Raw genomic sequence first — 18,221 nt, 5'->3', positions numbered from 1 at the left:
GTCGGCGCTGGCAGCTTTTGCCGTTGCCGCGATGATGATGGCCCCTGCCCCTTCCTGGGCCCAATCCGCGCTTGCCGAATCGACGTCTGGCACCCCCGGCGAAAGTTCTGCGATCGTTCGCGACGAAGCGGCCATCGCCTCTGCCTGGGGCTATGCTGCCAGCGATCTGACCCCCGATCCTGCCGTTCGCTTTGGCGTTTTGCCCAACGGCATGCGCTATGCCATCCGCAAGAACGCGACGCCGCCGGGCACGGCCGTCATGCGGCTGCTGATCGACACAGGCTCGACCTCCGAAGCCGAAGACGAGCGCGGCCTCGCCCATTTCATCGAGCACATGGCGTTCAACGGCACGACAAACGTGCCCGAAGGCGAGATGATCAAGATTCTGGAGCGGCTGGGGCTGGAGTTCGGCGCGGATACCAATGCCTTCACCAGCTATGACCAGACCGGCTATCTGCTCGACCTGCCCAACGTGAAGGCAGAAACGGTCGACACCGCGCTGTACCTGCTGCGCGAAACCGCAAGCGAAATCCGGTTTGAGCCCGAAGCGATCGAGCGTGAGCGCGGCGTCATCCTCTCCGAAATGCGCACCCGCGCCAATTACGCCCAGCGCAACCGCGAATCGCTGTTTGCCTTTACCGTGCCCGACACGCGCATCGCCACCCGCTCGCCCATCGGTGACAGGGCCGTGATCGAAACCGCGCCCACAGAGCGCTTCCGCAGCTTTTACGAACGCTATTACACGCCCGGCCGCAGCACGCTGGTGGTCGTGGGCGATGTCGATGTCGCCATGATCGAGGCAAAGATCCAGGCGAGTTTCAGCAACTGGCAAGCCACTCGCGGCGAGGCTCCGCACGTGCCGCTGGGCAACATCAACACCGCTCGCACCGATGAAGCGAATATCTTCACCCACCCCGCGATTGACGAGGTGGCCACCGCGATCCGCTTTTCGCCCTACGTCGAAGAGCCCGACAGCAAGGCCGCGCGCCGCGCGAAGCTCACCCGCGCGCTGGCCTATAACATCGTCGGGCGCAGGCTGGGGCGGATCGCCCGGCAGGAAAACGCGCCCTTTGTCGGCGCGTCGATCGGGCGGTCGGATGTCTACAAAATCGCCAACCAGTCGGTGCTGAACGTCGCCACCCGCGATGGCGAGTGGCAGCGCGGGCTGGCCGCCGCCGAGCGCGAGGTTCGCGCAGCGCTGCGCTATGGCTTCACCAAGGCGGAACTGGCCGAGCAGCTCGCCAACTTTACCACCGGCTATGAAAACGCCGTGCTGGGTCACCAGACACGGCCCAATGACCAGCTGGCCGACCAGGTCATGGCGATGGCCAAGGATGGCATGATCGTCACCACGCCGGAAAGCCAGCTTGAACGCTTTGTCGCGCTGCGCGATGCGCTGACCACCAAGATCCTGCTCAAGGCGCTGCGCAACGATTTCGGCACGCTCGACAAGCCGCTGATCCACCTTGCCACCAAGGTCGAACCTGCAGGCGGCGCAGACATATTGCGCACCGCCTTTGCCGAGGCGCAGAAAACGAAAGTCGCAAAGCCGCAGACACGCGATGCGCAGGCCTTTGCCTATCAGGACTTCGGGTCCTCCGGCACCGTGGTGGCGGACAGCACGATCGAGGACCTGGGCATCCGCACCGTCCGCTTTGCCAACAATGTGCGGCTGAACCTGAAGAAGACCGATTTCGACAAGAACCGCGTGCTGGTTTCGCTGCGCATCGATGGCGGCGACCTGCTCGCCTCGCGCGACAACCCCGAAGCCACCAGCCTGATGAACATCTTCGTGCGCGGCGGGCTTGAGGCGCACAGCCTGGACGACCTCTATTCGATCTTCGCCGGCCGTGCGGTCTCGCTCAACTTCGGGTCGGGCGAGGACTATCTCGGCGGTTATCTGGCGACCACGCCCGATGACCTCAAGCTGCAGATGCAGGTGCTCGCCGCGTTCACCACCCATCCGGGCTATCGCAGCGAGGCGATCAACCAGTACCGCAGCTATCTGCCCAATTTCTACGCGCGCATGAACGCCACGCCCGAAGGCGCGATCGGCAGCCAGATCGGCGCGATCCTGTCCGACAACGACCCGCGTTTCTCGCTGGCCGACCGCGCGGTGTTCGAGCGGCTGACGTTTGACGACCTCAAGGCCTCGATCGGCGACCGGCTGGCCAAGGGCGCGATCGAGATCGGGCTGGTCGGCGATTTCGACGAGGATGAGGCGATTGCCGCCGTCGCCGCCACGTTCGGCGCGCTGGCAGAGCGCGAGGCGGATTTTCGCGATTATGGCGATGCCCGGATGCGCCAGTTCACCGCCAACCGCGCGCCGCGCGTGCTGCACCACAAGGGCGAGGCCGACCAGGCGATCGTCGAATTCTACTGGCCGACCACCGACGACGGCGATTATCGCGAGGATGTGCGGCTGAGGCTGCTGGCCGAGCTGCTGCAGATCAAGGTGACCGACCAGATCCGCGAACAGCTGGGCGCCAGCTATTCACCCGTCGCCCGGTCGTTCACCTCTTCGATCTACCCCGGCTATGGCTATATCCAGATCAGCACCAATGTCGCGACGGGTGATGTCGACAAGGTGGCAGAGGCGGTGCGGCAGATTGCGGCGGAACTCTCGGCCCCCGCTCGTGCGCTGGGGGATGCGCCCGTGCCCTCGCCGATTGCGGCCGACGAGCTGGCCCGCGCGCGCACGCCGATCCTGGAAAACATCGCCAACAGCGTGAAGAGCAATTCGGCCTGGCTGGGCGTGGTCGACAGCGCGCAGAGCAAGCCCGCCCGGCTCGACCGGTTCCGCAGTGGCGGAACCGCCTTCGGCAAGGTCAGCGCCGATGAACTGCTGACGATGGCACGCACCTATCTGGCGCCCGAGCGAGCCTTGCTCGTCCAGGCCCTTTACGAGGATGAAGCGGCTGGCACCGCGCTGGCATCGCGCCAATCCCCGGTGACCACCAACGCAGCGCCACGCTGATCCAACCGGTGCAGGTTACGCCCGGGTGCGGTAACCGCTGATGATGCCGAAGATGAAAGCCATGAACAGCCCCAGCCGCACATTACCGCTGGGGTCGCTCCATCCCATCATTTCATGCCCGAATCCGAACAATCCGATGAACATTGCCAGTGCCAGGCCTGCCATGCGTTTCCCACCCCCCTGTTGTGCAGAAAGGCTATGCGACAAGCATTTACAGCGCTTTGTTGAGGCCGGTTAATGCCAGAAGCTGCATTACCAACCAAACTGAGGGCAAGCACCCCCTTGCCCCGCCGCTGGCGCACGGTATAGGGCAGGCCATTCATTCAGCCAGGAGGACGCCGATGAAGGCCCGCATCCATGTGACCCTGAAAGACGGCGTGCTTGATCCGCAGGGTCGTGCCATCCACCATGCGCTGGAAGGACTGGGCTTTGGCGGCGTCGAAGACGTCCGCGCCGGACGGCTGATCGAGCTGACCCTGGCCGACGATACCAGCGACGATGACATTGACGCGATGTGCCGCAAGCTACTCGCCAACATGGTCATCGAGAACTACCGGATCGAGCGCGTCGCATGAAATCGGCCGTCATCACCTTTCCCGGTTCCAATTGCGACCGCGACCTGGCGGTGGCGATCGAGCGGGTCACCGGCCATGCACCGATCCGGCTGTGGCATGGCGAACAGACGCTGCCCGAGGGGCTCGATCTGATCGGCGTTCCTGGCGGCTTTTCCTATGGCGATTATCTGCGTTCGGGCGCGATGGCCGCGCGTTCGCCGGTCGTTGGCGCGGTGGTGCAGGCCGCAGAGCGCGGCGTTGCGGTGCTGGGCATCTGCAACGGCTTCCAGATTCTCACCGAAGCGGGACTGCTGCCCGGCGCGCTGATGCGCAATGCCGGCATCCGCTTTGTCTGCCAGACCGTCGAACTCACCGTCGAGAACGCATCCAGCCGTTTCACCAGCGCCTACAGCAAGGGCGAAACGATCCGCATTCCGGTGGCGCACCACGATGGCAATTATTTCGCCGATGCCGACACGCTCGACCGGATCGAGGGCGAAGGCCAGGTGGCGTTCCGCTACAATCAGGATATCAACGGATCAGCGCGCGCGATTGCAGGGGTGCTGAATGCCAGGGGCAACGTGCTGGGCATGATGCCGCATCCTGAGCGGATGGTCGAACCGCAGCACGGCGGAACCGATGGAGCGCGACTGTTCGAGGCCCTGGCGCAATCGGTGCTGGAACGCGCCTGAACCTGTCGATCTGCGGCTGAGTATCAGCCGTAGATCGCCGACCGGTCATCGCTGAAAAGCTCTCCGACATCGCTCGCCATCATCGGGCGCCCGTAATAATAGCCCTGGATCTTCTTGCAGCCCAGCTTGCGGACGACCTGCACCTCGTGCTCGGTTTCCGCGCCCTCGGCGGTCGTGGACATGCCCAGGCTGTCGGCCATGGCAACCACGGCACGGATGATGGCAATGCTCTCCTGCGCCCCCCGAGCGGCCCCCTGCACGAAGCTGCGATCGACCTTGATCGTGGTGAAGCGAGTCTTGCTGAGATAGCCCAGCGCGGAATAGCCGGTGCCAAAGTCGTCGAGCGACAAGCCCACGCCCAGCGCCAGAATGCGGTCCAGCGTTTCGCCGGCGCGTGACCCTTCGCGCAGGAACACGCTCTCGGTCACTTCCAGCTCAAGCCGCTGCGGAGGCAGCCCGGCCTCAGACAGTGCCTCGACCACGGTGTCGACGAAATCCGGCTCGTACAGCTGCTCGGCCGAAACGTTGACGGCAACGCGCATATTGGCGGGCCAGGTCACCGCTTCGCGGCAGGCGCGGTGCAGCACCCAGTTGCCAATCGGCACGACCAGGCGCGCATCTTCGGCAAGGGGGATGAAACGCGCCGGCGATACCTGCCCGAATTCCGGGTTGTGCCAGCGCAGCAGCGCCTCGAACGCGACCAGGGATTCGCTGCCTGCATCGACCACCGGCTGGAAGGCGAGCGTGAACTCGTCCTTCTCCAATGCCTTGCGCAACGCCATTTCCATGACCCGGCGCTCTTCGGCATGACTGTGCAGTTGCGGCTCGTAGACGTTATGGCGACCGCCGCCCTCGTCCTTTGACCGATAGAGCGCAAGGTCGGCGCTGCGCATCAGCGTTTCGACCGTGCGGCCGTCGCGCAGGCCATGCGCAGAGCCGATGCTGGCACCGATGAACAGCGTGTGCTGATCGACTTCATATGGCTGCGACAGCACGTCGATGATGCGTTCGGCGATATCGCCGATACGCTGGCCATCGCCGGTATCGCGCATCACCACGGCAAACTCGTCTCCGCCCAGCCGGCCGCACATCTCGTCCTTGCCCATCAGCGAACGCAGCCGCAGCGAGACCTGCGCGAGCAGCCGGTCCCCGACCAGATGACCCAGCGTATCGTTGACCGACTTGAACCGGTCGAGGTCGATCATGAGGAACCCGCAGCGGCAGTTCCACTGCTCGCATTCCTTGAGCGCGCGGTCGAGCGCCTCGGTCAATTGCAGGCGGTTGGGCAGTCCGGTGAGCGTGTCGTAGCGGGCAAGCCGTGCGATCTTCTCGGCGCTCTCGCGGCTTTCGGTGACATCGGACCCGACACCACGGAAACCGGTGAAGGTGCCGTTGTCATCATATCGCGGCGAGGCTGACAATTCCCACCAGAATGTCTTGTCCGCGCCATGAACCTTGACGACAAGGTTGGAGAAGCTCTCGCGCTTGGTTAGCTTGTCGGACAGGATATGCAGGCTGGGGGGAAGGTTGCCCCCCTCCCACAGCTTGCCGGCAATCAGCTGGGTCAGCGGCATGCCTTCGATCTCGCTGACCTCGCGTCCGACGGCAAAGGCGAAGCGTGGGCTGGCGTTGATGATGCGGCGTGCGGAGTCGATCTGCCAGAGCCAGTCAGCATCCCCCTCTTCGAACTCGCGAAGCAACAGGCTGACCACCTCGTCCTTTTCGGCCAGGCCATGTTCGGACAGCTTGAACATCAGGTAACCGCGCGCGTTTTCAAACCCAGACAGCGCCAGAAGGATCGAGAAGCTGGTGATCGCACCCACGGTCACCATGTTGCCTGCCTGCCAATAGGCAACAATCGAGGCAGACATCAGCACCAGGTTGAACATGAACGCACCCAGCGGCAACGCGTTGAGCAGCAGCGTTCCCGCAACGACCAGCGCCGCCAGGATCGTCCAGACGGTGGCGAGTTCAAGGTCGCCTGCCAAAGGCGCGAACACCAAAATGGGGATGCACCAGACGAACGCAATCAGGCTGGTCGCCGCGACGAGCTGCAGCACGAAACGACGGGCAACGTGATCGTGATTGACCATGCCGCTCTGGCGGTAAACGATTGTCGGAAAAAAGAGTGCAGCGCCCAGCATCGCCATCCAGCCCGCCAGCTGCCACAGCGGAACGAAGCCGCTGAAAAGCTGGCAGACCATCAGGCCCAGCACCAGATTGGTGACGACACGCAGGTTCGAGTAACGGGCAAGGCCGGTATACTGGATCGCGCGGAAATGGTCCCAATCACCATCGGCGCTATCGCGCAGGCCAAGAATGGCCATGACCGGCAGATCACGCGCGGCTGATGGGCTGTGTTTGGTCTTGCTCACCCCGGCGACATAGCCAAACAAAGTTAGCGAACGGTAACCGCGGTGCTTTACGTTTTGTGTCGATGGCGGGCTGGGATTGCCTGGGGAGCACCTTGCCTGCAGCCGGCAATCATTGCGGGCTGCAGGCGATGGCGAACCGGCCGTACCACCGGTTGTCCGGTGGTATTTGAAATCAGATAACGGCCAGCATGATGACGGCGCTGCTCACGAAGGCAGCAGCCAGATTGAATGCAATACGCATGACGAACTCCTGAGAAAGTGTTTTGGAATTGGCCGTGCAGACATCCTGCTCTCTGAGGACGCAAATAGGTCATAATTGCTGACGTACAAGTGCAATTGTCTTCCATGCACTTGCAGGATTTGCAAATCAATCGTCGGCCAAGGCGGCGCGCGCCGACTCCCAGTTGAGCCCATCGAATGCCTCGATCTCGGTGGCCAATCCGTGTCCTTCATCGAGGCACCGCAGATCAACCGACCAGGCTTCGGGGTGCGAACGCGGCTGATAGAAGCTGCGGATCCCGCAGATCCGGCAGAACAGATGCTCGGCCCGACCGGTGCCGAACCGATAGCTCGTCAGGCTTTCACCGCCCGATATCAGACGCAAATCCGCGTGCGGCACGATGAGATGGAGAAAGCCTGTCTTGGCGCACATCGAGCAGTTGCACGAGAGCAGACGGACGGTGCGCGGTACCTCCGCCTCGAACCGAACCGCACCGCAATGGCAGCCACCTGCAACCGTGATCGATTCTGCTGACATCGCGCTGTTACCTCACTCCACGGTGACCGACTTGGCCAGGTTGCGCGGCTGATCGACGTCGGTGCCCTTGGCGACGGCGACGTGATAGGCGAGCAGCTGGACCGGCACGGCATAGACGAGCGGCGCGATCAGCGGGTGAACGCGTGGCATCTCGATGGTGGCGAGGCACCCCTCGCCCGCTTCGGCCAGCCCTTGCGCGTCCGAGATCAGCACCACCTTGCCGCCGCGCGCGCGCACCTCCTGCATGTTGCTCACCGTCTTTTCAAACAGCGGGCCAGAGGGTGCGATGACGATGATCGGCACCGCCTCGTCGATCAGCGCGATGGGGCCGTGCTTCATCTCGCCCGCGGCATAGCCCTCAGCATGGATATAGCTGATTTCCTTGAGCTTCAGCGCGCCTTCCAGCGCCAGCGCATAATCGGGCCCGCGCCCCAGATACAGCACATCGCGCGCCTGCGCGATAGTGTGCGCCATCGCCTCGATCTCGGCATCGTGCGCCAGCGCCGCATTGATCGCCGCCGGCGCCTCGATCAGGTGACGCACGATCTCGGCTTCCTCCGCCTGGCTCAGCCGTCCCTTGGCGCGCGCCAGATTGACCGCGAGCGCCGCCATCACCGCCAGCTGGCAGGTGAACGCCTTGGTCGAGGCCACCCCGATCTCGGGACCGGCATGCGTCGGCAGCAGCAGATCGACCTCGCGCGCCATCGAGCTGGTCGGCACGTTGATGATCCCGGCGGTGGTCACCCCGCCCGCCTTCATGTGGCGCAGCGCCGCCAGCGTATCGGCGGTTTCGCCCGATTGCGAGACGACCACGCCCAGCATGCCGGGGCTCAGCACCGGGTCGCGGTAACGGAACTCCGACGCGACATCGACCTCGACCGGAACGCGCGCGAGGCTCTCGATCCAGTATTTGCCGATCATCCCGACATAGGATGCAGTGCCGCAGGCGATGATCGTCACCCGGTCGATGTCGGACAGTTCGAAGTCCATCTGCGGCAGCGCCACCTTCTGCTCGACCGAGCGGATATAGCTTTGCAGCGTCTGCGCCACGACCACCGGCTGCTCGAAGATCTCCTTCTGCATGAAGTGGCGGTGGTTGCCCTTGTCGATCAATGCGCCGGTGACGCCCGACAGCGTGATCTCGCGCTCCACCGGCGCATTGTCGGCATCATAGACCTGCGCGCCCTCGCGGGTCAGCACCACCCAGTCGCCCTCCTCGAGATAGGCGATGCGCTGCGTCAGCGGGGCGAGCGCCAGCGCGTCCGATCCCAGATAGGTCTCATCGTCTCCATAGCCGAGCACCAGCGGCGAGCCGAGCCGCGCGCCGATCAGCAGATCGGGGTGCTGGCGGAAGGCGATGGCGAGCGCGAACGCACCGCGCAGCTGCGGCAGCACCGCCTTGACCGCGTCCTGCGGGCTGTCGCCCGCCTCGACCCGTTCGCTCACCAGGTGCGCGACGACTTCGGTATCGGTCTCGCTCTCGAACACCCGCCCGCGCGCGATCAGCGCATCGCGCAGGGACTTGAAGTTCTCGATGATGCCATTGTGGACCAAAGCCACCTCGGCGGTGGCATGCGGGTGCGCGTTCGACGTGGTCGGCGCGCCGTGCGTCGCCCAGCGGGTGTGCGCGATGCCGACATGGCCTGGTGCCGGATCCTTTGCCAGCACATCGACCAGGTTGCGCAGCTTGCCCTCGGCACGCCTGCGCACCAGCTGCCCATCGTGCACCGTGCACACGCCCGACGAGTCATAACCGCGATATTCCATCCGCTTCAGGCCATCGACCAGATCGGCAACGACATCACGACGGGCAAGGATTCCAACGATACCGCACATGCAACAAAGGGCCTTTCAAAGCTGGTAGGGAACGCGGATGCCCGGCATCTCTGCGGGAAAATCCTTGGTATTTCGTGTAATGAGAATAGCGCCGTTCACCTGCGCGGTAGCGAGGATATAGGCGTCCATCAGCTTCATTTTTGTCCGATATCGGATATCGGCCGCTGCAGTTGCGATCCGCGCATCAATTTCCACCACATCGAACGACGATATCAATTGCCGGATGGTATCGCGCCTTTCCAAGGGCTCGCCCGCCAGAATTTCAGTCCACACGATCCGACTGATCCTGTGACGGCTGTACCGGGAAAGCTCGGCAATTGCGGGGGCTTTGTCCCACAACCAGTCGATCAGGATGTTGGTATCGAAAAACGGGTCAGACACGGTTCAAATATCATCATAAGGGCGACGATCCTCGCGCATCGCCCGCTGATATTCGATGGCATCGCCAATATCGTCGCGTCCCTTCCAATATCCAGCCCCACGCTCTATCCAGCTTCGATCCTCGCTGTTCTGCACGAGATAAAGCTTCACGGCATCGCGGATCGTGGCTGCCCGCGACTTCTTACCCTTGGCAGCAATAGCGTCGAGCTTCTGGATATCTTCGTCGGGAATTTCGGTCAGGATTCGCATGGCTGGCCCTCGTTCTGCTGACAACACCACCTTACAACCACGCTCAAAACCTGCATCCGCGACTTGCCCGGCACGGCAGCCAGCTGGTCGAGCCATTCGATGTCATCTTGAGGAAGGTCGGCGAGGATACTGGGCATAATGATATACTGATATCATATCATGATATCATGTCAAGCTGCATGCACTGGCCGAGGCGTATCGTCGAGGTCAGCGCGCCTCCAGACGCCTCGCACTTGATCGCGCGCCACACCGTCAACGCAATCAGCGCGAACACGAGCATGCAGACAATGAATACTGGTAGAAGCGGATGCCGCCTCACTTGCCCTCGCGCTTCTTTCTGCGCATCGCATCGTGGAAGCGGTCAGCCCAGCCGGGTTTGACGAGCTGCTCGGCGCGGACCATGCGAAGTTCGCCATCGGCGACATCGCGCGAGACTGCGCTGCCCGCTGCGACGATCGCATCGCGGCCGATCTTCACCGGGGCGATCAGCGCGCTGTTCGATCCGATGAACGCGTTTTCGCCGATCACCGTCTGGTATTTGAAATAGCCGTCATAATTGCAGGTAATCGTGCCCGCGCCGATATTGGCGTTCGCGCCAACAGTCGCATCGCCCAGATAGGTCAAGTGGCTGGCCTTGGCGCCGGGGCCCAGTACGGCCTTCTTCATCTCGACGAAATTGCCGACCTTGGCGCCTTCCTGCATCTCCGCGCCGGGGCGCAGCCGCGCGAACGGGCCGACCGAACAACCGCTGGCGATGGTCGCGCCTTCGAGATGGCTGAACGCGTGGATCACGACATTGTCGGCAATGGTCACGCCGGGGCCAAAGACGACATTGGGCTCGATCACCACATCGCGGCCGACGACGGTATCATGCGCGAACCAGACCGTATCGGGCGCGATCAGGCTGGCACCATCGGCCATCGCCTGCGCGCGGCGGCGCGCCTGCCAGATGGCTTCGGCTTCGGCGAGTTCGGCGCGGCTGTTGATGCCGATCAGCTCGTCGGGATCGGTCTCGACCACCACGGCGCGATCCCCATCGGCCAGCGCCAGCATGACGATATCGGGAAGGTAGTATTCACCCGCCGCATTGTCGTTGCCGACGCGTTCGAGCAGCGGCCACAGATCGGCGGTGCGCACGGCGGTGACGCCCGAATTGCACAGCTTTACTGCGCGTTCGGTCTCGCTGGCATCCTTGAACTCGACCATCTTGGCAATGCTGCCCTGCTCGTCGGCGATGATCCGCCCATAGGCCTTGGCGTCATCGGGAACGAAACCCAGCACCGCGACGCGCGGCGCATCGGGCGCGGACAATCTATCGGTCAGGCGGCTTATGGTGTCAGGCCTGAGGAAGGGCGTGTCGCCGAAGCAGACAATCGCCACGCCGTCGAAGTCGGCCAAGGCGTCTTTCGCCTGAAGCGCCGCATGAGCGGTGCCCAGTTGCTCGGCCTGGTGCGCAGTCTGCACAGACCGGCCAGCCACCGATGCCTCCACCTGCTCGCGCCGTGCTCCCACAACGACGACCTGACGTGCGGCCCCCGCCGCGCTCAGGCTTTCCAGCAGGTGATGCAGCATCGGAAGGCCGGCAACAGGGTGGAGCACCTTGTGCAGATCGGACTTCATCCGTGTGCCCTGGCCCGCCGCCAAAATGATCGCAGCCAGCGCCTGCTCACCCATACTCTACGTTCTCCGCGTTTCCCAAAGCAGATCGAACAAACCCTTGCCACGAACCGCTTGCATCTTCCACCTTTTTCGGGCGATGCAGGCTCCCATGACAGACTTTCCCTACCAAATCATTGGCTTTGATCTCGATGGCACATTGCTCGACACCAGCCCGGAACTGACCGTATCGGTCAACCATACACTAGCGCTGGCAGGGCTGCCGGCACTGAGCCAGGACGAGATCAAACCGATGGTCGGCCTGGGTGCCAAGCACATGCTGCAGGTCGGCCTGGAGCGTTCGGGCAACACCGATCCGGAAGCCTTGCGCCAGTACCTGCCGATCCTGCTCGACCATTATGGCGAAAATCTGGGGACAGGGTCCCCGCCCTATCCGGGCCTGCTCGACGCGATGGCGCGGTTCGATGCGATGGGGGTGAAGATGACCATCGTCACCAACAAGTACGAACGGTTCGCGGTCAAGCTGCTCACCGAGGTCGGCCTGATCGACCGTTTCGCCTGCGTCATCGGCGGCGATACCATGGGCAAGGGCAAATCCAAGCCCGACCGCGCACCGATCGACGAGATGATCCGCCGCTGCGGCGGTGAACCAGGTGTCACGCCCGCCGCCTTCATCGGCGACAGCATCTACGACGTGATGGCCGCGCATAATGCGGGCATCCCCTGCGTCGCGGTGAGCTTCGGCTTTCTGCACCAGCCGGTCGACGAACTGGGCGCCGATGCGATCATCGATCATTATGACGAGTTCATTCCGATACTGGAGCGGATTGCTTGCCGATAACCATACGCCGGTTCGATCCACGCAATTTTTCCGGCGTCGAGGCGCTCTGGGACGCCTGTTTTCCGGACGACCCACCGCACAACCACGCACGGGTCGCCATCCCACAAAAACTGGCGTTCCAGCCCGAACTCTTCTGGGTTGCCCTGCTGGGCGAGCAGGTCGTGGGCACCATCATGGCGGGATATGACGGGCATCGTGGCTGGCTGTATTCGGTCGCAGTGCTGCCCGGCGAGCAACGTCATGGCCTGGGCACACGGCTGGTTCGGACGGCCGAGGCGGCGCTGCGCGCACTGGGATGCGCCAAGGTGAACCTGCAGGTGCGCGATACCAACGAAGCGGTCGCAGCCTTTTATGCGCGCCTTGGCTATGCCGAAGAACCCCGCATCAGCATGGGGCGCAGGCTGCAGGATTAACCCCGGTGGCCCTTGCGCCACTTGGTCCACAGGTGCCGCGCCAGCATCGCGGGCGGCATGCGCAGCAGGTGCGAGCGGATGTAGAACGCCTGGCGGGTGAGCTTGCGGGTCTTGCGTCCCCAGCCATCGACGGCGGTGATCCGGCGCAGGAACAGCGAGTCGATGGCAGGCACCGACCCGCTGCCCCCCTGCGCCTGCCTGAAAACGATCGGCGTGCCGAACAGCTGCGCCGACAGCCTCAGCGCCCGCCCCACCGCATCGGTCAGCCCATGCAGCTTCGCACGCTCGGCCAGCGTGTCCGAGAAACCCGATTCCTCCACGATGAACTGGCGCACCAGCCGGTCGATATCCCACAGGTTGCGCATGCCGCCCGATAGGTCGCCATCGGCGATGAGGTGCGCCGCGGCGTGGCAGATGATGTCGGCGGGTGACAGCACATACAGCCCCGACGGCAGCGCCCGCGCATCGGCGATCAGCGCAGCGGCATCGGGCGTCGGCCCCGCCGTCAGCGGCAGGATGGTATGGTGGACGTCGATCATCCGGTCGCGCGTCGCATGGATCAGTGGCGGCAACTCGTGCATCCACTGGCGGTAATAGGCGTCATCATAGGGATCGGGCTTGACCCACTCCCAGCCGGCCTTGAGCAGCAGCGCCTCGACCTGATCGAGCCCGTCGCGCGCCACCAATATGTCGAGATCGCCGATTGACCGGCCCAATGCGGCGTCATATCCGGCGGCGGCAAAGGCCGTGCCCTTGAGCAGCACCACCCGGCCCGGATAATCGGCCAGTGCCATGCGCGCGCTTTCGGCCTCCCACAAGGCCTGGCGCTGGCCGGTGACGTTGGAATGACGCACATCCGCGAGGACGCGGGCAGCATCGGGCGGGAGCGGCGCATCGGCAAGAACTTCCGCCAGCGTCCCGATCAACGAGAGTGCCCGCGCAGCAGACAGCAGCTGCGTCCAGCCGGTCGAATCGAGACCGGCCACCGATGCCGGATCGGTCAGCGCGCGCGCAACCGACCAGCCATCGGTCATGCGGCGGCGGCCCGGTCGCCCAGTCTGGTGCCCTGCTCGGACCAGAGCCGCTCGACCAACTCGGCCCCCTCCTCACCATCGGCATAGTCGATCGCGCAGGCGCGCACCGAGCGAACCAGACCAGTGAGCGCATCGAACCCGCGCTCGCCCAGAGCGACATAATTGGTCGATGCCTGAGTGAGCCGGACGAAGCTCTCCGCCTCGTCGACCCGGCGCACCGCGCGGGCATAGCCGAAGCGCGGGAACAGCAGCAGCGCAGGGCGCGTCTCACGCGCCATCTGCTCGACCCATTCCGCGCGTGGGCGCAGGTGGCGGATCGTGCCCTTGGGCGTATCATGCATGACCGGGCCGAACCGCGTGTCATCATCGACCTCTCGTTCCATCGAGGCGATGGACTCGTTCTTGAGACTGATCGGGCGCGGGAACGGCGCGATGTTGCCGGTATCAGGATCGATCAGCACGAACTCGTCACCCAGGAATCGCCAGCCGCGTTCGCCCAGCAGCGCAGAGAGCGTGGACTTTCCCGCCCCCGAGACCCCGGTCATGATCACTGCGCGGCCATTGCGCGATACCGCGCTGGCATGCAGCAGCAGGTGCCGGCGCCAGCCCAGGGCCATCTGCAGGTTCATCGCCATCTCGGCAGCCAGCAACCCCTGTTCGAGCGGCAGCGGCGCAGCATCGGGCAACGTGAAGTCGCCTGCGATCGCCACCTGCGGACGGATCACGCGGCGCAGCACCGATGTCGCCTGCAACCGCACGGTAAAGTCCGGGACCGACTGTTCCATCGGATAATCGGCATACAGCTGACGCAGCTGATCGATCGGCGCGCGCCAGTCACTGCCGATGCGGAATCGGGCCGGGCCTACAGCGATGGAACAGGAGTGGCGCATGCCTCGCGCCATATCGCGAGGGCGGGCGCGGACAAAATGGAAACAGGGGCTTAGAGCCTGGCCGATGCAGATTTGCATCGCGCTGATGCAAGCGTGTCACGCATGGTGCATCACCGCGACCAGACCCAGCGCCGCGAGCTCTGCCAGCCGCTCGGCCAGCACGTTTTGCGGCTGCTCTGTGGGATCGTCGCCAGCCACATCGAATCGCTCGCGAATCAGGCCCAGAACCTCGCCGGCCGTGAGGTACCGGCCCGGTGCCTGCGCGGCGAGCGTATCAAGCAAGTCGGGCACCGGCTCGGCCAGCAGATGGGTAATCCCCGAAGGCAGATGGTAGATCGCTTCAAGCCCGCCCAGCGTGACGCGCTTGAGGGCGCTGGCAGGCAGTGCGGCATAAGCGGATGGCATGCAATGGCCCGTCAGCGAGGATCAGCGGCGCGGCATCTGCAGCGAGGCGTAGCAGGTAAAGCCGCTCTGCCCGTTCTGCAGCTTGCGGATATAGTTGAGATACGCCTGCGACTGTTCGCGCGTGGTGCCGGGCAGATTGCGGCCCTGCAGAGCCTTGCGCACCTCTTCTCCGGTGAAATCGCGCGGCGATGGCGGAAAGGCGCCCGGCGTATCGGGCGATACCAGCTTGCCCGTGGGATCAATGAACATGCCCTTGCCGCGCTCGGGCACCGGAATTTGGCAGTTGAGCACCGACCCTGCGGTCTGCGCCAGCGCCGGGCGGATGCTGACCACGGCAGAGGTTGCCACCGCCCCGATCAGCAGCGTGCGGCGTGTCGCCACACCGCGCTCGCTACCCTTGGCGGCATCATCATGCCTGCCTTCACCCGGAATGCCGTCTTGACCGCTCATGCCTGTACTTTCTTTGTGCCCCACCCGTGCAGACACATATTTGATTTCAACTAAAGAAGCTTCGTTGCGCCAAGGCAAGCCATTTGATCGCCTGTCCTTCTGCGGGACAGGATGCCGCCCGAGGGTAAATTGCGCGTTACCACGGATCATCAATGGCGTGCTGAGCGGAACGCTGGTATAGGCCAGCGCCTATGGGAGACGCCAGCGAAACGGGCCTGAACGGCGGTCGATTTCTTCTTGCGACGGCGTTGCTCGGCGCAGGGGTGGCGATCAGCCAGTTCGGCAGCAATGGCATAGAACAGGCAATGATCTGCTTTGCTGCGGGACTCGTCGCGATCGTCGCGATGGCCGACCTGTCCAGCCCGGCGAAGTACAATCCCCAGGCCGCCGCCCCGATCCGCGAGCCCGAAATCAAGCCGATCAGCCAGCATCGCGACTTTACCGGCTTCATCGATGGCCTCGCCGATCCCGTGCTGGTGCTGACCGGCACCACGGTGCGCCGTGCCAACAGTGCCGCGCGCAAGCTGCTGGGCGAATATTGCGTGGGCGAGGACATCCGCCTGGTCATTCGCCATCCGGCCGCCGCCGATCTGCTCGCCGAAAGCCTGCAGACCAACGAGGGGCCGATCCAGCTGGTCGGCATCGGCAGCCGCGACCAGCGTTGGGAAATGCTGGTGCGCGACATGCCCGACGGCGAGCGCATCCTGCACCTGTGGGACCGCTCGGGCGTCTATGCCGTGGAGCGGATGCGGACCGATTTCGTCGCCAATGCCAGCCACGAACTGCGCACGCCGCTCGCATCGATCAAGGGTTTCATCGAGACGCTGGAAGACAAGGAAGCGGGCGAGGACCCGGACACCCGCGCACGTTTTCTCAACGTCATGTTCCGCGAAGCCAACCGGATGCAGAAGCTGATCGACGACCTCATTTCGCTGTCGCGGATCGAGGCGGAGAAGTTCCGCGTGCCCGATACGCCGATCGACCTGCCCGATCTGATGCACGAGGTGCAGACGGTGCTGCGCCACAGCCAGCCTGATCGCGGCGCGGATATCGTCGTCGATGTCGGGCCCGATCTGCCCCCCTTGCGCGGCGACCGGGCGCAGCTTTCGCAGTTGCTGCACAATCTGGTGTCGAACAGCATGAAATACGGCCAGCCCGGCACGCCGGTGACGATGCGGCTGCGTACATCGCGCAATTCCGCGCTGGTGCGGCTGTCGGTGAGCGATTGCGGCGAAGGCATCGCGCCGGAGCATCTGCCGCGCCTGACCGAGCGATTCTATCGAGTCGATTCCAGCCGCAGCCGCGCCATCGGCGGAACCGGCCTGGGATTGTCGATCGTCAAACATATTGTCGAGCGCCATCGCGGACGGCTGGAAATCGACAGCGTGGTGCAGCGCGGCACGACGATTACCATCACCCTGCCCGCCGATCCGCGCGGGCCACAGACCGAGACGGGCAACACGACAGGCGAGGCTGCGGTCCCCGCCTGAACCGACTTGCCAGCCCCTGACCGGGGCCGTGTCATAAAAACGTCATCCGTTTGTCATCTTCGGGCAACCGCCCCTGCCTAACGGCAAAGGCCTGAGGGGGCCAAAGGACATGCACCGCATCGCGCGATTCTGTCCTGCCCGGCGCCATCGCCAGCCATTGCTGGACATACGGCGGCATTTCATCGCCCAGAGAGGGGTTTCAGTTTTGATCAGGAAGCTTGTCTTTGCCTGCCTTCCAGCCTTGGCGCTGGCAGGATGCCAGGACCCTGCCTCGACGAACGAGGGTAGCAGCCGGAGCGAGATCCGCATCGTCGGCTCCTCGACCGTATTCCCGTTCGCCAAGAAGGTGTCGGAGGAATTCGTCAACTTCGATCCCGAGCGGCGCTCCCCGATCCTCGAATCGACCGGCACCGGCGGCGGCGTGGAACTGTTCTGCGCGGGCGTGGGCGCCAATACGCCCGATATCGTCAACGCCTCGCGCCGCATGAAGAAGAGCGAGTTCGAACGCTGCATCGCCAATGGCGTCGACGGCGTGATCGAGATCGTCATCGGCTTTGACGGCATTGCGCTTGCCCAATCGAAGAACGGCCCCAAGATCTCGCTGACGGTGGAGGAATTCTACACCGCGCTCGCCGCCCAGCCTTTCGGCAAGGGCCCCAACACCGCCGTGCGCTGGCCCGCGATCAACCCGGCCCTGCCCGACACGCGGATCAACATCTTCGGCCCGCCCTCCACATCCGGCACGCGCGACGCGCTGGAAGAGATCATCATGGAAAAGGGCTGCAAGGCCGATCCTGCGGTCAAGGCACTGTCGGACAGCAACAAGGACAAGTTCGAGGAAATCTGCCATTCGGTGCGGACCGACCAGGCCTATACCGACACCGGCGAGAACGATAACCTGATCGTCCAGAAGCTCTCGACCAACCCCGATGCGGTCGGCATCTTCAGCTACAGCTATCTGGCCGACAATGCCGACACGGTGCGCGGCGTGCCGATCGGCGGGGTCGAGCCGTCGTATGCGACCATCGAAAGCGGCGAATATCCTGGCGCACGCACGCTGTACATCTACGTGAAGAAAAAGCACGTCGACGTCATTCCCGGCCTGCGCGAATTCGTCGCCGAGTTCCTGCGCGGCGGCGAGAATGAAGGCTATCTGACCCGCATCGGCCTGATCGCGGCGCCCGACAAGGTCCGCACCGACATGCTGGGCCGCATCCAGTCGCTCACCGCGCTCGACGGCGCAGAGCTGAAATAGGCCCA

18 protein-coding genes are annotated in these 18,221 nt (G+C 64.0%); 7 read left to right on the top strand and 11 right to left on the bottom strand.

Annotated features, from left to right (window positions below):
- The first annotated feature begins 31 nt into the window (after nucleotides 1-31).
- The gene (locus tag D618_RS17460; RefSeq protein ID WP_017669877.1) at nucleotides 32-2,977 is read left to right on the top strand and encodes an insulinase family protein; all 2,946 of its coding nucleotides are present in this window, start codon (nucleotides 32-34) and stop codon (nucleotides 2,975-2,977) included.
- Nucleotides 2,978-2,992: 15 nt separating this feature from the next.
- Here D618_RS17460 and D618_RS19805 read toward each other — a convergent pair whose 3' ends face one another.
- Nucleotides 2,993-3,142 (bottom strand): hypothetical protein, encoded by a 150-nt coding sequence (locus D618_RS19805; protein WP_017669876.1) that lies wholly within the window; start codon nucleotides 3,140-3,142, stop codon nucleotides 2,993-2,995.
- A gap of 176 nt (nucleotides 3,143-3,318) precedes the next feature.
- On the opposite strand from D618_RS19805, the gene purS reads away from it, so the two are divergent.
- The gene (purS, locus tag D618_RS0102335) at nucleotides 3,319-3,552 is read left to right on the top strand and encodes a phosphoribosylformylglycinamidine synthase subunit PurS (RefSeq protein ID WP_017669875.1); all 234 of its coding nucleotides are present in this window, start codon (nucleotides 3,319-3,321) and stop codon (nucleotides 3,550-3,552) included.
- Nucleotides 3,549-4,223: a phosphoribosylformylglycinamidine synthase subunit PurQ gene (purQ, locus tag D618_RS0102330; protein ID WP_017669874.1), complete on the top strand. Its 675-nt coding sequence runs from the start codon at nucleotides 3,549-3,551 to the stop codon at nucleotides 4,221-4,223. Before purS ends, purQ begins: the two co-directional genes overlap by 4 nt.
- 23 nt (nucleotides 4,224-4,246) lie before the next feature.
- On the opposite strand, the gene D618_RS0102325 is transcribed toward purQ, so the two are convergent.
- The 6 genes from D618_RS0102325 to glmU all read right to left on the bottom strand — a co-directional run bounded on the left by D618_RS0102325 (nucleotide 4,247) and on the right by glmU (nucleotide 11,495).
- The gene (locus tag D618_RS0102325) at nucleotides 4,247-6,598 is read right to left on the bottom strand and encodes a GGDEF and EAL domain-containing protein (protein WP_026091198.1); all 2,352 of its coding nucleotides are present in this window, start codon (nucleotides 6,596-6,598) and stop codon (nucleotides 4,247-4,249) included.
- 367 nt (nucleotides 6,599-6,965) lie between these two features.
- Complete coding sequence (locus D618_RS0102320; protein ID WP_017669872.1) at nucleotides 6,966-7,355, bottom strand: GFA family protein; 390 nt, start codon at nucleotides 7,353-7,355, stop codon at nucleotides 6,966-6,968.
- Nucleotides 7,356-7,367: 12 nt separating this feature from the next.
- Nucleotides 7,368-9,191: a glutamine--fructose-6-phosphate transaminase (isomerizing) gene (glmS, locus tag D618_RS0102315; protein WP_017669871.1), complete on the bottom strand. Its 1,824-nt coding sequence runs from the start codon at nucleotides 9,189-9,191 to the stop codon at nucleotides 7,368-7,370.
- Between the two features lie 15 nt (nucleotides 9,192-9,206).
- Complete coding sequence (locus tag D618_RS0102310; protein ID WP_017669870.1) at nucleotides 9,207-9,572, bottom strand: type II toxin-antitoxin system VapC family toxin; 366 nt, start codon at nucleotides 9,570-9,572, stop codon at nucleotides 9,207-9,209.
- A gap of 3 nt (nucleotides 9,573-9,575) precedes the next feature.
- On the bottom strand, nucleotides 9,576-9,917 hold the full coding sequence (locus D618_RS0102305) for a ribbon-helix-helix protein, CopG family (protein WP_238550568.1): 342 nt from the start codon (nucleotides 9,915-9,917) through the stop codon (nucleotides 9,576-9,578).
- 219 nt (nucleotides 9,918-10,136) lie between these two features.
- Nucleotides 10,137-11,495, bottom strand: coding sequence for a bifunctional UDP-N-acetylglucosamine diphosphorylase/glucosamine-1-phosphate N-acetyltransferase GlmU (glmU, locus tag D618_RS0102290; protein ID WP_017669866.1), 1,359 nt, complete (start codon nucleotides 11,493-11,495; stop codon nucleotides 10,137-10,139).
- A 94-nt stretch (nucleotides 11,496-11,589) separates the two neighbouring features.
- On the opposite strand from glmU, the gene D618_RS0102285 reads away from it, so the two are divergent.
- Nucleotides 11,590-12,279, top strand: coding sequence for an HAD hydrolase-like protein (locus D618_RS0102285; RefSeq protein ID WP_017669865.1), 690 nt, complete (start codon nucleotides 11,590-11,592; stop codon nucleotides 12,277-12,279).
- Nucleotides 12,270-12,692: a GNAT family acetyltransferase gene (locus D618_RS0102280; protein WP_017669864.1), complete on the top strand. Its 423-nt coding sequence runs from the start codon at nucleotides 12,270-12,272 to the stop codon at nucleotides 12,690-12,692. Before D618_RS0102285 ends, D618_RS0102280 begins: the two co-directional genes overlap by 10 nt.
- Here the strand turns inward: D618_RS0102280 and D618_RS0102275 are convergent.
- From D618_RS0102275 to D618_RS0102260, 4 genes are all read right to left on the bottom strand, one after another.
- Complete coding sequence (locus D618_RS0102275; RefSeq protein ID WP_017669863.1) at nucleotides 12,689-13,726, bottom strand: nucleotidyltransferase family protein; 1,038 nt, start codon at nucleotides 13,724-13,726, stop codon at nucleotides 12,689-12,691. The genes D618_RS0102280 and D618_RS0102275 overlap by 4 nt on opposite strands.
- Complete coding sequence (locus tag D618_RS17455; protein ID WP_017669862.1) at nucleotides 13,723-14,616, bottom strand: HprK-related kinase A; 894 nt, start codon at nucleotides 14,614-14,616, stop codon at nucleotides 13,723-13,725. The genes D618_RS0102275 and D618_RS17455 overlap by 4 nt, the downstream gene beginning before the upstream one ends.
- A gap of 96 nt (nucleotides 14,617-14,712) precedes the next feature.
- Entirely contained in the window at nucleotides 14,713-15,021 is a 309-nt protein-coding gene (locus D618_RS0102265) for an HPr-rel-A system PqqD family peptide chaperone (protein WP_017669861.1), read from the bottom strand.
- 21 nt (nucleotides 15,022-15,042) lie between these two features.
- Nucleotides 15,043-15,471, bottom strand: a complete 429-nt coding sequence (locus tag D618_RS0102260) for a hypothetical protein (protein ID WP_017669860.1) — start codon at nucleotides 15,469-15,471, stop codon at nucleotides 15,043-15,045.
- Nucleotides 15,472-15,662: 191 nt separating this feature from the next.
- Here D618_RS0102260 and D618_RS0102255 point away from each other — a divergent pair, with 191 nt between their 5' ends.
- A complete protein-coding gene (locus D618_RS0102255) occupies nucleotides 15,663-16,961 on the top strand; it encodes an ATP-binding protein (RefSeq protein ID WP_017669859.1) in 1,299 nt (432 codons plus the stop codon).
- A gap of 241 nt (nucleotides 16,962-17,202) precedes the next feature.
- Entirely contained in the window at nucleotides 17,203-18,216 is a 1,014-nt protein-coding gene (locus tag D618_RS0102250) for a substrate-binding domain-containing protein (protein WP_017669858.1), read from the top strand.
- Nucleotides 18,217-18,221 lie beyond the last annotated feature (5 nt).

Origin of the sequence: Blastomonas sp. AAP53 (assembly GCF_000331245.1) — a bacterium.
Lineage (GTDB): Bacteria > Pseudomonadota > Alphaproteobacteria > Sphingomonadales > Sphingomonadaceae > Blastomonas.
This window is presented reverse-complemented; position numbering and strand designations above follow the sequence as displayed.